Annotated in this window: 16 protein-coding genes and 1 tRNA gene; 6 read left to right on the top strand and 11 right to left on the bottom strand. The window is 62.0% G+C overall.

All coding sequences use genetic code 11. The features are described from left to right. The 5 genes from CO667_RS31625 to CO667_RS31605 form a co-directional block, all read right to left on the bottom strand. The coding region (locus tag CO667_RS31625; protein WP_143540778.1) for an electron transfer flavoprotein subunit beta/FixA family protein at positions 1-476 on the bottom strand (476 nt) is incomplete at its 3' end. Positions 477-663: 187 nt separating this feature from the next. Beyond that, positions 664-1,449 (bottom strand): rhomboid family intramembrane serine protease, encoded by a 786-nt coding sequence (locus CO667_RS31620; protein WP_097622083.1) that lies wholly within the window; start codon positions 1,447-1,449, stop codon positions 664-666. 33 nt (positions 1,450-1,482) lie between these two features. After that, positions 1,483-2,061: a cob(I)yrinic acid a,c-diamide adenosyltransferase gene (locus CO667_RS31615; protein ID WP_097622082.1), complete on the bottom strand. Its 579-nt coding sequence runs from the start codon at positions 2,059-2,061 to the stop codon at positions 1,483-1,485. A 237-nt stretch (positions 2,062-2,298) separates the two neighbouring features. Beyond that, entirely contained in the window at positions 2,299-2,502 is a 204-nt protein-coding gene (locus CO667_RS31610; protein WP_097622081.1) for a twin transmembrane helix small protein, read from the bottom strand. A gap of 14 nt (positions 2,503-2,516) precedes the next feature. Continuing rightward, entirely contained in the window at positions 2,517-3,350 is an 834-nt protein-coding gene (locus tag CO667_RS31605; protein ID WP_097622080.1) for an SDR family oxidoreductase, read from the bottom strand. 76 nt (positions 3,351-3,426) lie between these two features. Between CO667_RS31605 and CO667_RS31600 the strand changes: the two genes are divergently transcribed. After that, complete coding sequence (locus tag CO667_RS31600) at positions 3,427-4,350, top strand: YihY/virulence factor BrkB family protein (protein WP_097622079.1); 924 nt, start codon at positions 3,427-3,429, stop codon at positions 4,348-4,350. Here CO667_RS31600 and gluQRS read toward each other — a convergent pair. Further along, a complete protein-coding gene (gene gluQRS, locus CO667_RS31595; protein ID WP_097622078.1) occupies positions 4,315-5,196 on the bottom strand; it encodes a tRNA glutamyl-Q(34) synthetase GluQRS in 882 nt (293 codons plus the stop codon). The two genes, CO667_RS31600 and gluQRS, sit on opposite strands and share 36 nt — an antisense overlap. Between gluQRS and CO667_RS31590 the strand changes: the two genes are divergently transcribed. Both CO667_RS31590 and CO667_RS31585 read left to right on the top strand, forming a co-directional pair. Then, positions 5,195-5,887 (top strand): DNA-3-methyladenine glycosylase, encoded by a 693-nt coding sequence (locus CO667_RS31590; RefSeq protein ID WP_097622077.1) that lies wholly within the window; start codon positions 5,195-5,197, stop codon positions 5,885-5,887. The genes gluQRS and CO667_RS31590 overlap by 2 nt on opposite strands. Positions 5,888-5,998: 111 nt before the next feature. Further along, a complete protein-coding gene (locus tag CO667_RS31585) occupies positions 5,999-6,556 on the top strand; it encodes an HNH endonuclease (protein WP_097537242.1) in 558 nt (185 codons plus the stop codon). 9 nt (positions 6,557-6,565) lie between these two features. Here the strand turns inward: CO667_RS31585 and CO667_RS31580 are convergent, their stop codons facing one another. Together CO667_RS31580 and CO667_RS31575 are read right to left on the bottom strand one after the other, a co-directional pair. Then, positions 6,566-7,081, bottom strand: a complete 516-nt coding sequence (locus CO667_RS31580; protein WP_097622076.1) for a disulfide bond formation protein B — start codon at positions 7,079-7,081, stop codon at positions 6,566-6,568. A 22-nt stretch (positions 7,082-7,103) separates the two neighbouring features. After that, on the bottom strand, positions 7,104-7,694 hold the full coding sequence (locus CO667_RS31575) for a YqaA family protein (RefSeq protein WP_097622075.1): 591 nt from the start codon (positions 7,692-7,694) through the stop codon (positions 7,104-7,106). 199 nt (positions 7,695-7,893) lie between these two features. Here CO667_RS31575 and CO667_RS31570 point away from each other — a divergent pair, with 199 nt between their 5' ends. After that, positions 7,894-8,178: a hypothetical protein gene (locus CO667_RS31570; protein WP_097622074.1), complete on the top strand. Its 285-nt coding sequence runs from the start codon at positions 7,894-7,896 to the stop codon at positions 8,176-8,178. 57 nt (positions 8,179-8,235) lie between these two features. On the opposite strand, the gene CO667_RS31565 is transcribed toward CO667_RS31570, so the two are convergent. Further along, positions 8,236-9,984: a cation:proton antiporter gene (locus CO667_RS31565; RefSeq protein ID WP_097622073.1), complete on the bottom strand. Its 1,749-nt coding sequence runs from the start codon at positions 9,982-9,984 to the stop codon at positions 8,236-8,238. Between the two features lie 208 nt (positions 9,985-10,192). Here CO667_RS31565 and CO667_RS31560 point away from each other — a divergent pair, with 208 nt between their 5' ends. Together CO667_RS31560 and CO667_RS31555 are read left to right on the top strand one after the other, a co-directional pair. Then, positions 10,193-10,477 (top strand): hypothetical protein, encoded by a 285-nt coding sequence (locus CO667_RS31560; protein WP_097622072.1) that lies wholly within the window; start codon positions 10,193-10,195, stop codon positions 10,475-10,477. A 164-nt stretch (positions 10,478-10,641) separates the two neighbouring features. Beyond that, a complete protein-coding gene (locus CO667_RS31555; RefSeq protein WP_097622071.1) occupies positions 10,642-10,929 on the top strand; it encodes a hypothetical protein in 288 nt (95 codons plus the stop codon). 99 nt (positions 10,930-11,028) lie between these two features. On the opposite strand, the gene CO667_RS31550 is transcribed toward CO667_RS31555, so the two are convergent. Together CO667_RS31550 and CO667_RS31545 are read right to left on the bottom strand one after the other, a co-directional pair. Next, a tRNA-Leu gene (locus CO667_RS31550) sits at positions 11,029-11,113 on the bottom strand. A 126-nt stretch (positions 11,114-11,239) separates the two neighbouring features. Beyond that, entirely contained in the window at positions 11,240-12,535 is a 1,296-nt protein-coding gene (locus tag CO667_RS31545; RefSeq protein ID WP_097622070.1) for an MFS transporter, read from the bottom strand. Between the last annotated feature and the right edge of the window lie 123 nt (positions 12,536-12,658).

Below are 12,658 nucleotides of genomic sequence, written 5' to 3'. Positions count from 1 at the left end.
ACCTCGCGGGTCACCTCAGCCTTGCCGTCACCGATCTCGATCTTCGAGGCGAAGGTCGCCTGGGCCGAACCCAGAAGTGCGGCCAGCATCTGGCCGGTCTGATTGGAGTCGTCGTCGATCGCCTGCTTGCCGACGATGACAAGGCCGGGCTGCTCGGCATCGGCGACACCTTTCAGGATCTTGGCCACAGTGAGCGGCTCGACCGCATCATCGGTCTCGACCAGGATCGCCCGGTCCGCACCCATGGCAAGCGCGGTGCGCAGCGTCTCCTCGGCCTTGGCCGGGCCGATCGACACCACCACCACTTCCTCGGCCTTGCCGGCTTCCTTCAGCCGCAGCGCCTCTTCCACCGAGATCTCGTCGAACGGGTTCATCGACATCTTCACATTGGCAAGCTCGACGCCCGTGCCATCCGGCTTCACCCGGATCTTCACGTTGTAGTCGACAACCCGTTTGACGGGCACGAGAATCTTCATGGGGTCCTTCCTTCAGGGAAAACTGGCTTCAGAGACTTTTGTAAGAAAATGCGCGCTCTGGCGCTGCTCCGATGGTCGAATGGCGACATGGATACGCGTTTTTCCTCCAAATTCAACGCTTCCATCACGCCGCAGGCGATTTGCCTCGGCAATATATGACGTTTACGTTCACGTCAATATCGTCGCGTCAGCGCCGACCCCAGGGAAAGCGCTGTGTCGTCCGCCCGTCCGTGCCGGCCGCAATGGCCTCACCGGCGCCGGGGGCGTTTCTCACAGCACGGGGCGTGACGATCTCCCGGTCGAAGAGCGGCACGCCGGGTCGGCGCAGCACCAGGATCAGAAAAGCCCCGGCCAGGATGCCGCCGACATGCGCCCCCCAGGAAACGTCGCTGTCGGGTGTGATTGCCAGCATGAAGAACTGTTGCCCGATCCATAAAAGCAGCGGCACGAAGGCCGGTAGAGGCAGCGGTATACGGAAGAAGACCAGCACCCAAACCCTGACGCGCGGATGCAGCATGACATAGGCAGCAACCACGCCGGAGACTGCCCCTGATGCGCCGACCAGCGGCGCTTGCGACGTCATGCTCAGCAGGCCGTGGCAGAGCGCGCCGGCGGCGGCGCAGAGGAGGTAGAACATCAGGAAGCGCAGATGTCCCATCGCATCCTCGACATTGTCGCCGAAGACCCAGAGGAAGATCATGTTGCCGGCGAGATGCCAGAAGCCGGCGTGGACGAAGGCATAGGTAAGGTAAGTCAGCGGTTCCGGCACGATTTCGAGCCCCTGCGCCAGCACCGCGTCGCCGAAGACGATCGCCGGGATGTAGCCGAGCCCGACGGTCGTCGCCTGGGCCGCCTGCTCGCTCTCCAGGCTGGTGAGGAGCCAGATTGCGACATTCAGTGCGATCAGCGAGAGCGTCACCCACTGGACCTTGATATGTTTCAGCGTATTGGCGTCGTGAAGTGGTATGAACATAAAGGCCCCCCGGCGATCGTACTCGCGGTAAGCCTATCTGTTTTTTCCGGGAACCCAAAGCACATCCGCTTGGCCCCGGTCATTTGCATGACGCGCTGCGACGAAGAGGAAATCCGAGAGCCGGTTGACGTATTTCCTTGCCGGCTCGCTGACGATTTCGCCGTCGGTGCGGGCAAGCGCCACCATCAAACGTTCGGCGCGCCGCGCAATCGTGCGGGCAAGATGCAGATGTGCGGCAGCAGCGCTGCCGCCCGGCAGGATGAAGGATTTCAGCGGCTCGAGACCGGCGTTCAGTTGATCGATATCGCGCTCGACGCGGTCGACCTGGGTCTCGACGATCCGCAGCGGTTCGTAGGCCGGCGTCTCACCGGTATCAGGCGTGGCGAGATCGGCGCCGAGATCGAAGAGGTCGTTCTGGATCGACATCAGCATGACGTCGAGTTCGGGCAGGGCTGATGTGTGCAGCCGCGCCAGACCGATCGCGGAATTGGCCTCGTCGATCGTCCCGTAGGCTTCGACGCGCAAATCGTCTTTTGGCCGGCGCGGGCCGGAAACCAGTCCGGTCGTGCCGTCGTCGCCGGTTTTGGTGTAGATCTTGTTGAGTTTTACCATGCCGCACCGCCTGTCGAGGGGAGGGCGTTTGCGCTACCCCACCTTCCCTCATTCCTGTGCTCGTCACAGGAATCCAGTGCGCCCAAGTCCTTGGGCGCGGGAAACTCTTTTGAACGTTGCATTTGGTTATTCACCGCGCAGACGCGCGGTGGCTGGATTCCTGTGACAAGCACAGGAATGAGGGAGTTCGAGGAGGCGATAGTGCCCATATTTATCCCTCTACCGTTAGATTAGCCCTCAGCTCGGCCGGCCGCCGCCGGTGATCCAGAGCGTGATCATGATCAGGACGACGGCGATTGCCTGCAGCAGGACACGAAGCTGCATCAGCTTGTTGGAACGGTTGGCGTCGCCGCCCTTCATCATGTTGAAGAGGCCGCGGATCAGGACGAGGGCGACGGCGCCCATGACGATGATCGCAAGGATGTAGGTGACGGTGGACATGGCATTCAGCTTTCTCAGTCCGTCCAGCGCATCAGGCGGTAGAAGAGGTCTGCCGGAAGCAGCCGCTTCAGGAACATGCCCTGTTTAGCCGGAGTCGTTACAGGATAATGTGGCCTCGGATTTTTCGAGTTCAATGCGTGTTTCAATACGGAATAGACTGCTTCCGGGCCAAGCTTGTGGCGGTTGACCGGCCCCGATCCGTCAAGCCTTGCCAGTTGTCTGATATAGTCGGACGCGTGCGGCGAATTCCGGACGTCGATATGCTCCTTGATCCTTGCGAGCGCGTTGGCGGTGAAACGCGTGGCGATCGGGCCCGGTTCGATCAGGCTCACATGGATGCCGCTGCCCTGCAGCTCCATGCGCAAAGTGATGCTGAGGCCTTCGAGCGCAAATTTGGAAGCGGTATAGGCGCCTCGATAGCGATAGGGCACGATGCCGAGGATCGACGAGCACTGCACGATCCGTCCCTCTCCGTGTCTGCGCATCGCCGGAATGATCTGCCGCGTCAGTTCGTGCCAGCCGAAGAAATTCGCCTCGAACTGGGCGCGCAGCGCTGATGTCGAAAGATCCTCGACGGCGCCCGGCTGGCCGTAGGCGCCGTTGTTGAAGAGCGCGTCGATACGGCCGCCGCTGCGTTTGAGGACCGCACCGACCAGGTCGGAAATGGTCTCGGGCCTGGCATAGTCCATCAGGAAGGCTTCGATGCCGTCTGCCTCCAAGCCCGCCAAATCGTCCGGCTTGCGCACCGTTGCGAAGACGCGCCAGCCATCGGCTTTCAGCGCCCGCGCGCAATGAGCGCCGATACCGGACGAACATCCGGTCACGACGATGGTGCGCTCTCCCGCCATGGAATGATTCCTGTACAAAATGGGACTCGTTTCCCATATTCGGCCATAGGATACAATCTGGAAAGCCGGAGACGGAATGCCCAAGGTGCTGCGCACGATCTATGACGTGATCTACGACGCGATCTGTCACATGGTCGAGGATGACGGCTTTGCCATGGCGAGCCACGTGGCGCTGTCGAGCCTGCTTGCGGTTTTCCCCTTCCTGATCTTCGGCACGGCACTTGCAAGCTTTCTCGGCGCCGATCAGTTTTCCTCGACCGCCATCCATCTGATCTTCGACACCTGGCCGGAGGCGATCGCTAAGCCGCTGGCCGACCAGGTGCTGCAGGTGCTGACCATCCCGCGCGGCGGGCTGCTGACGATCTCGGTGCTGGCGGCCGCCTATTTCGCCTCGAACGGGGTCGAAGCGTTGCGCATCTCGCTCAATCGCGCCTACCGGGTGCAGGAGACGCGGCCCTGGTATTTCACCCGTCTCTTCAGCCTCGGCTATGTGCTAATCGCGGTCATCATCTTTGCAGCGATCAGCATTCTGCTCGTCGCCCTGCCGCTGGCGCTCGATTATTCCAGGAAATGGTTCCCACTGTTTGCCGATACGCTCGACATCGTCTTCAGCTGGCGCATCTATGGCACGCTGGTGGTTCTGACGGTCGGACTGCTGGTCATGCATCTCTGGCTGCCGGCCGGCAAGCGGCGGGTCTTCGACGTCATTCCGGGTGTGCTGCTGACGCTGCTTCTCTGGCTCGCGGGGGCACTGATCTTTGCCTATTACCTGGCGACCTTCGCCAATTATACCGCCACCTATGCCGGTCTCGCCTCCGTCATGATCGTGCTGATTTTCCTCTACATGGTCGGCGTCATCTTCATCATCGGGGCGGAGATCAATGCGGCGCTGATCAAATTCCGCGTCTTCCGGATGTTTTCGCATACGCTTTCGATCGTCGGCAGAGAGCGTGTCGAACGGCGATCAGAGCCCGACAAGACGGCGAATATCGGCCCCTGACAGGCCGCGGGCACGCAATTCGGCAAGCCCACTGTCGCCTTCGCTTTTCGAAAGCTTGCGGCCCTGCGCATCCAGGACGAGGCGATGATGGTGATAGAGGGGCTGCGGCAGGTCGAGCAGCACCTGCAGCAGCCGGTGCACCGATGTCGTCGGGAAGAGGTCGAAGCCGCGCACGACATGGCTGACACCCTGCAGCGCATCGTCGACGACCACCGACAGATGGTAGCTCGACGGGGCGTCCGAGCGCGATAGGATGACATCGCCCCAGGCTTCAGGCTCGGCGGCGATCTCGCCCGATCTGCCGTCGCCGGTTTCCGTCCAGAACAGCAGCTCGCCGGTCAGCGCGAGCGCCTTGCGCATATCGAGCCGCCAGGCATGTTTCCTGCCCGAGGCCAGCATGTCCCGCCATTCGACTTCCGGGCGCTCGCGATCGTTGGCGGGATAATGCGGCGTGCCGTCGGGATCGCGCGGCCAGGATTCACCGGCCGCCTCATAGGCGGCGACGCGTGCCTTCACCTCACCGCGCGTCAGGAAGGCCGGATAGACCAGGCCGCGCTCGATCAGCGCATGCAGCGCCGCCTGATATTCGGCGAAATGTTCCGACTGGCGCCGCACCGGACTTTCCCAGCCAATCCCCAGCCAGTCGAGATCCCTGAGGATGCCGGCCTCGAAATCGGGCGTGCAGCGCGCCTGGTCGATGTCCTCGATGCGCAGCAGCAGGCGGCCATGCCAGGCCTCCGCCATGTCGCGGTTCAGGAGGGCCGAGAGGGCATGGCCGAGATGCAACTGTCCGTTCGGGCTCGGCGCAAAACGAAATACAGGTTTTTGACGCTCACTCGTGATCATGCTTTCTTCTGCCATGGATTTCAGTTTCGAACCACTGGGAGGAAATGTGCAGATCATCCGCAACGACGACGACGTCAGGCGGGGGCTGGAAGCGCTGCTCGGCCTCGATCCGCGCCTTGCGCCGATCGCAGCGGATATCGGGCCGCTTCCGTTGCGGCTGCGCGAGCCTGGTTTTGCCGGCCTTGCCCATATCATCGTCTCGCAGATGGTATCGCGCGCCAGCGCCGAGGCGATCTGGCGGCGGATGCTGCCGGCGGACGGTCTGCTGACCGCCGAAGGCTACACGCTGCTTCATTCCGAGGCCTGGCGGGAATTCGGCCTGTCGCGCGCCAAGGCCGAGACGCTGTCGCGGATCGCTGAAGCCGTTGCCTCCGGCCGCCTCGATCTTTCCGGGCTCTGCCTGAAGCCGCCTGATGAAGCGCTTGGTGAACTCACCGCGCTCAAGGGCGTCGGTCCGTGGACGGCGGAGGTTTATCTGATGTTCTGCGGCGGCCATGCCGATGTCTTTCCGGCCGGCGATGTGGCGCTGCAGAATGCCGTCGGTGCGGCATTCGGTCTCGCGGCACGGCCGCAGGCGAAGGCGCTTGCCGCGCTTTCGGAAGCCTGGTCGCCGTGGCGCTCCGTGGCGGCACGGCTTTTCTGGGCCTATTACGCCGCGAAAACGCGCCGCGACATGGTGCCGACCGGCTGATCGGCAACACTCTTCAAATTGCCTTTATCCTCTGAATTTATTGGACTTCACAATCCTGTAACAACCGGCCTAATATACAGGTGCAGATGCCGAATCGATCAGGAGAGTCCCTTGACGATTGCAGTCTCCCCCCAGGCCCTGCCAGCGCTCGTTCTGAACGCTGACTACCGGCCGCTGAGTTATTACCCCTTGTCGCTGTGGTCCTGGCAGGACGCGATCAAGGCGGTATTTCTCGACCGTGTGAACATCATCGCAGAATATGAACATTCGGTTTCCTCACCGAGTTTCTCGATGCGGCTTCCGAGTGTCGTGTGCCTGAAGACTTACGTTCAGCCGTCCCGCAATCCTGCTTTCACCCGGTTCAACGTCTTCCTGCGCGACCGGTTCGAATGCCAGTATTGCGGCGCCCATGACGACCTGACCTTCGACCATGTCATCCCGCGCGCCCATGGCGGCGAGACGACCTGGGAGAATGTCGTGGCAGCCTGTTCGCCCTGCAATCTGCGCAAGGGCAGCAAGCTTCCCAAGCAGGCAAGCATGTTTCCGTCGCAGAAGCCCTATCAGCCGACGGTGCAGGATCTGCACAATAACGGCCGGCTGTTCCCGCCGAACTATCTGCATGATAGCTGGCTCGACTATCTCTATTGGGATACCGAACTGCAGCCTTGATCGAATTGCTTACGCAGCCTTGCGAACGCCGAGGAAGGCAAAGGCTGCGAGCAGAATTCCGGCAATCACGTTCCAGCCTGCAAAAGACAGGCCGAGGACCCTCAGCGCCGCATCGGTGCAGGACGGGCCTTTGATCGTATTGAGCTCGGTGAGCAGGTCGCCGGCATTGCTCGTCATGCTGTTTGCCGTCGTCGAGCAGGTGGCCGGCCCCGGCCAGAAATGCCATTCGACGCCGGCGTGGTAGACGCCCATGCCTGCTGTGACCAGCATCAGGATGCCGGCGGCGAGAATGAGCGCGCGGGTGATCCAGTTCGGCAGGCCGACGAGTTCGGAGATGGCGGCGAGGATGGCGATCGGGATGGCGTAATAATAAGGCTGGCGCTGCAGCAGGCAGAGCGCGCAGGGAATATAGCCACCGATATATTGGAAGCCGAGCGCCGTGCCGACTGCTGCCGCCATGCCGACCGCGAGCAACAGGGAATAGACGAAGCCGGGGCGGGCGAGCGGAGAAGAAGTGGCAGTCATGGCAGAACTCCGCAAGTGGGGCCTAATGAGCGAAAGAGCGGTAGCCGACGTATAGCACGATCACGGCACCGGCACCGATGCCGACGATCTGGCCGAGGCGCTTCTCGATGAAATCCCGGATCGGCTCGCCGTAGCGGCGCAGCAGCCAAGCAAGGAAGAGGAAACGCGCGCCACGCGCAACGATCGCCGAAACAATGAAAAGACCCAGATTGACGTGGATGACGCCGGACAGGATCGTGACGATTTTGATCGGGGGCAGATGTGCGAGACCTGAGGTGACGAGCAGCAGCAGGATCGTCTCGTAGGTGACATAGGCCTTCATCTGCTCGAAGGCTTCGAGCTTGCCGTAGAATTCGAGAACCGGCCGCGCCACCGTCTCATAGGCATAAAAGCCGAGCGCCCAGCCGGCGATGCCGCCGAGCACGGAGGCGGCGGTGGCAATCAGGGCATAACGATAGGTGCGTTCCGGCTTGGCAAGCGCCATCGGCAGGAAGAGCACATCGGCGGGGACGAGAAAGACGGAGCTTTCGACGAAGGCGATGACGGCGAGCCAGACTTCGGCCGATTTGCGCGAGGCCAAAGACATGGTCCAGTCGTAAAGTCTGCGGAGCATTCCGTTTCCTTCCTGTTGCAGTGCAAAAAGCTTTAGGGGTCGTGCGCGGCGCTGTAAATGCTCGCCCGTGTCCTTCATGCCACCGCCATCCAAAAATTTTCGTGATGCGGGGCGTCGACGCCTCTCCCAAGATTTCACGGGATTGCGAATCGGCCATTCTGCAGCAAGCTTTCTGATCGATGTGCAGGGTGGCAAAAGAATGTTCAAAGTGATCGAAGGCGGCCTTGGGCGGGCCGTGCAAATGAATGTAAAGGCCGAAGAGGGCGGCAGTCCGAGCCGGGACGATGTGCGTCGGGAGGCGGCGCGGCGGCTCAGCGAAAGCGGCTATCATCTGTCGCGTGTTCGCGAATTTGCGACCGGCATGCCGATGCTGGCGGCGCTCAAACACCTGTCGCTGCAGATCGATTTCGCAGCCGAAGCCTTGTCGCGGCTCGACCCGATCCCCGAGGATTTCCGCTCCGATGGCTATTGGCCGGCGGGCTGAAACTTTCGTAAGCGGTGTATTCGCATCTGGGATTTCATCCCCACTGCGGTTTGCGTTTCACGACAGGTCCATCGACTTTTCCCACTGCTGCCGCAGGACGTTCATCTCCGTGCGCTTCTGAGCCATCTCGCTGACGGCGGCGCGCAGATTGGGATGACGCGCCATGAACATGTTGAAGTCGCGCCGCTCGAGCACCTCGAACTGGCAGAAGTCGACGGCGATGACGTCGGCGGTGCGCCGTCCGCCGGTGAGAAGCGCCATTTCGCCGAAGAAGGCGCCCGGTTCCAGGCGAATCGCGCCGCTGGCAAGCCGGACTTCCACCGCCCCCGAAGAGATGAAATACATGCCGTCGCCACGGTCGCCGCGGCGGATGACGCGTTCGCCGGGTGGAGCGGACTTCGCCTTGAAGAGCAGCAGCAGCTCCTCCTGCGCGTCCTCGTCGACCTCGGAGAACAACGGGAAAGTTTCGATCAGCTGCTGCATCTTCAGTTGATGCTGGCGTTCGCGCTCCTCGCCGAGCGCCCTGATCTTTTCCAGTTCCTTGCCGAGCATCTTCTGCCTCTTTCGGCCGTAATTCTCCCAAAGGGAGGGCCATGTCGAATGGGCATATTTCTTCAGTCCGTCGGTCGCCAGGATCACGATCGGGTTGAGTGTGATCGACAGGATTGCGGCGGCCAGGATCAGATCCTGACCCTCATGCGGCAGAAGCCCGAGCGACACGCCGAGACCGGCGAGGATGAAGGAAAATTCGCCGATCTGGGCGAGGCCGCCGGCCAATGTCAGCCCCAGGCCGATCGGATATCTGAGCAGGATGACGATCAGGAAGGTGATGATGCCCTTGCCGAGGATGACGAGCGCCAGCGCACCGATCACGGCCAGCGGCTGGCGCACCAGGATCGAGGGGTCGAAGAGCATGCCGACGGAGACGAAGAACAGCACGGAGAAGGCATTCTGCAGCGGCAGCGAATCGGCGGCCGCCCTGTGGCTGAGCTGGGATTCGCTCATGACGACGCCGGCAAAAAATGCGCCGAGCGCAAAGGAAACGCCGAAGATCGCCGCCGAGCCGAAGGCGATGCCGAGGGCGATCGCCAGGACCGTCAGCGTGAAGAGTTCACGCGAGCCGGTGCGGGCGATCATCGTCAACAGCCAGGGCACGATGCGAGGGCCGAGGAAGATCGCCATGGCGGCGAAGGCCGCCACCTTCAACAGCGTCAGGCCGATCGTCAGCACCAGCGGCAACTCGCCGAGGCCGTGGTTGGTCGTATCGGCGGCGTTGCCACCCAGAAGCTCTGCGAGCGCCGGCAGCAGCACCAGCGCCAGCACCATCACCAGATCCTCGACGATCAGCCAGCCGACGGCGACGCGTCCGCTTGGCGCGTTGACGAGATTGCGCTCCTCCAGCGCCTTCAGGAGAACGACGGTGCTCGCCACCGACAGGCTGAGGCCGAGGACGATGCCGGCGCCGAGGCTCCAGCCCCAGAGTTGGCAAAGGCCGACGCCGAGCAGGGTGGCGAGAATGATCCGCCCGATCGCGCCAGGCACGGCGATACCGCGCACGGCGAGCAGGTCGGAGGCGGAAAAATGCAGGCCGACGCCGAACATCAGAAGGATGACGCCCATTTCGGCGAGCTGGCCGGCAAGGGCGGTGTCGGCGACGAAGCCGGGGGTGAACGGCCCCATCAGGATGCCGGCCATCAGGTAGCCGACGAGCGGCGGCAGCCGGAGCCGATCGGCGCCGTAGCCCAGGATCGCGGCGAAAACAAAACTGACGGCAACCGTCGCGATGAGTCCTACTTCCTGATGCACGTCCGCCCTCTCTTGTGTAGCGGCGGCCACTTTGGACGAAGCGCAAGCAAAATTAAACAGGTGATTTGCGTTGCGAGGCCTTCGTTCTCAGTCCCGGGCGGTCGGGCGCAGACGTCTATCGTCGTCCGCGGCACCGTTGGGCCGTCACCGATGTCGGAACCAGTTGGATCCTACCTCGTTGCCCTTTCATCAAAAAAGGAGAAACGACATGCGGAAGATCATCCTGAACTGTACTGTGGCGGCCCTTGCCGCCTGCTCGTTTGCAGCGCCTGTTCTCGCCGACAGCGTCTATGTCAGGGAACGTTCCTATGACGACGGCTATCGTCATGAGCGGGTAAGACCCGGCATCACCATCAGCGAGCGTGGCGTCACTTTCGGTGCGGTGCGCGAACGTGAGCACCGCCGCTATCGCGACAATGGCTGCGAAACCAGAAGCGTCACCCGCCAGACCGATGAAGGCGAGGTCACCAAGACGGTTCGACGCTGCTATTAACTGCAATATGCGACAAGGACGAAGCCCGGTTCCACGAGCCGGGTTTTCGCCTTTCGTGGCAGGACGATCTGAATGGGTGGTGGAAGTGGTCCGTCGGTGTTATGAGCACGCCTTTGGTACATGCGCGCTCCTGGCGCAAACACCTCCCGCACAGGATTATCACTATGATTGAGCTTACACCGTCCCAGATTGCCGCCCTCAAACTCGCCAGGGATGGAGACCTCTATCCTCAGCCGGCCAATAAATGGACGCACCAGAACGCCACAGTGACTTACGCAAAAACCGACCGTTGGAAAGAGCGGCCGCAGAAAATTAAATCAGTCACTGCCAAGACGCTGGGCGAGTTGAAGGAGCCGGGTTTCCTCGAGCGGCGGCACCTGGATGACGACGTCTCAAAAGACGTCTACGGCATCACCATGGCCGGCAAGATGTGGCTGTTGAAGAATAAGTAGTTTCACCTGCATGCGAAGATGATGGCAGCTAACCGAGCATTACCGCCTCCGCTTAGCTGCTCTCTTCGGCCTGCCGAGCCGAGCTCGCAGAGCGAAGGCTGGTGCCCCATGCCGGGGTCGAACCAGCACTTCTTTCGAAACTCGATTTTGAGTCGAGCGCGTCTACCAATTCCGCCAATGGGGCAACGGATACGGACCGGGCGGCTGTCTAACATGCGAGCGCCCGCGCGCGCAAGACGGTTGGGCGAAGTTATAGGACTGATCCGGTGGAGAGACCCGGCCTCGTTTCGAGGCCGGATCATGTCTGATATCAATGGGCGGCGGCGGGCGCCGGGCTGCTTACCCCGGACTTCTTCAGCGTGATTGCCAGGATCGAGGCCAGCAGGCAGAAGGCGCCGGCGACGAAGAAGGCGGGCAGGTAGCTCGAAAGCTCGGTGCGCGAGAGGCCGGCGCCATAGGCGGCGGTGGCGGCTCCCAGCTGGTGACCGGCAAAGACCCAGCCGAAGACGAGGCCGACCTTTTCACGGCCGAAGCGGTCGGCGGCGATCTTGACGGTCGGCGGCACGGTGGCAATCCAGTCGAGGCCGTAGAAAACGGCAAAGATCGAAAGGCCGTAAAAGCTGAAATCGCTGAAGGGCAGGTAGAGCAGCGACAGGCCGCGCAGGCCGTAATACCAGAAGAGCAGCCAGCGATTGTCGAAGCGGTCGGACAGCCAGCCGGAGCCGATGGTGCCGAAGAAATCGAAGATGCCCATGACGGCGAGCACGCTGGCGGCAGCCACCGGCACGATGCCGAAATCGCCGCATAGGGTGACGAAATGGGTCTGGATCAGGCCGTTGGTGCTGAGCCCGCAGATGAAGAAGGTGGCAAAGAGGATCCAGAAGGTCGAGGTCTTCGAAATTTCCTTAAGCACGGTGATCGGCGTCATCAGCGCGACGCCAAGCGAGGTGCTTGCCGGCGGCGGCGTCACCTGCGTTTCGCCGAGAGCCGGCAGGTTGAGGTCGGCCGGGCGGTCGCGCATGAAGGCGAGCACGGCAAGGGCTGCGACCATGATCATGGCGCAGACGAAAAACACCGTCGAGCGCCAGCCATAGCGTTCCGTCAGCTCGGCCATCAGCGGCAGAAAGACGAGCTGGCCGGTGGCCGAGCTTGCCGAAAGCATGCCGACGACCAGACCGCGATGCTTGGTAAACCAGCGTGAGGAGACCGTCGCGGCGAGCACCATGGCCGTCAGGCCGGTGCCGAAGCCGACGACGATGCCCCAGAGCAGCAGCAGCTGCCATAGCGTCGTCATGAACAGCGAGCCGATAAAGCCGGCGCCGATCAGCGCCAGCGCGAAGACGATGACCTTGCGCACGCCGTAATAATTCATGAAGGCGGCGGCGAACGGTCCCATGAAGCCGAACAGGATCAGGCGGATCGCCAGCGCCGAGGAAATCTGCGACGTCTCCCAGCCGAACTCATCCTGCAGCGGCTTGATGAGCACGCCGGGTGCGCCCATGGCGCCGGCGGTGACCAGCATGGTGAGGAAGGTGGCGGCAACGACGACCCAGCCGTAATGGATATTGCGCCGGGCAAGGGTGGAGGCGAGGGCTGTGGAAACCATGGGCAAGATTCCGTTCGAATTCAGATTGGGGAAGATACAGGACCAGTTTACATGATGGCCATCATATTTCTTGCGTATTGATGATGGACGTCATATATTTTGTCAAGCGACTATTTCTGGAGA

It is taken from the genome of Rhizobium sp. L43 (genome assembly GCF_002531725.1).
In the GTDB taxonomy this organism is placed as follows: Bacteria; Pseudomonadota; Alphaproteobacteria; order Rhizobiales; family Rhizobiaceae; genus Rhizobium.
This window is presented reverse-complemented; position numbering and strand designations above follow the sequence as displayed.

Coding starts and splice junctions, on each gene's coding strand:
- CO667_RS31560 (WP_097622072.1), top strand. CDS start 10,193: ATGCGGAAGATCATCCTGAACTGTACTGTGGCGGCCCTTGCCGCCTGC.
- CO667_RS31545 (WP_097622070.1), bottom strand. CDS start 12,535: ATGGTTTCCACAGCCCTCGCCTCCACCCTTGCCCGGCGCAATATCCAT.
- gluQRS (WP_097622078.1), bottom strand. CDS start 5,196: ATGATCACGAGTGAGCGTCAAAAACCTGTATTTCGTTTTGCGCCGAGC.
- CO667_RS31555 (WP_097622071.1), top strand. CDS start 10,642: ATGATTGAGCTTACACCGTCCCAGATTGCCGCCCTCAAACTCGCCAGG.
- CO667_RS31600 (WP_097622079.1), top strand. CDS start 3,427: ATGCCCAAGGTGCTGCGCACGATCTATGACGTGATCTACGACGCGATC.
- CO667_RS31590 (WP_097622077.1), top strand. CDS start 5,195: ATGCTTTCTTCTGCCATGGATTTCAGTTTCGAACCACTGGGAGGAAAT.
- CO667_RS31570 (WP_097622074.1), top strand. CDS start 7,894: ATGTTCAAAGTGATCGAAGGCGGCCTTGGGCGGGCCGTGCAAATGAAT.
- CO667_RS31610 (WP_097622081.1), bottom strand. CDS start 2,502: ATGTCCACCGTCACCTACATCCTTGCGATCATCGTCATGGGCGCCGTC.
- CO667_RS31615 (WP_097622082.1), bottom strand. CDS start 2,061: ATGGTAAAACTCAACAAGATCTACACCAAAACCGGCGACGACGGCACG.
- CO667_RS31575 (WP_097622075.1), bottom strand. CDS start 7,694: ATGCTCCGCAGACTTTACGACTGGACCATGTCTTTGGCCTCGCGCAAA.
- CO667_RS31620 (WP_097622083.1), bottom strand. CDS start 1,449: ATGTTCATACCACTTCACGACGCCAATACGCTGAAACATATCAAGGTC.
- CO667_RS31580 (WP_097622076.1), bottom strand. CDS start 7,081: ATGACTGCCACTTCTTCTCCGCTCGCCCGCCCCGGCTTCGTCTATTCC.
- CO667_RS31605 (WP_097622080.1), bottom strand. CDS start 3,350: ATGGCGGGAGAGCGCACCATCGTCGTGACCGGATGTTCGTCCGGTATC.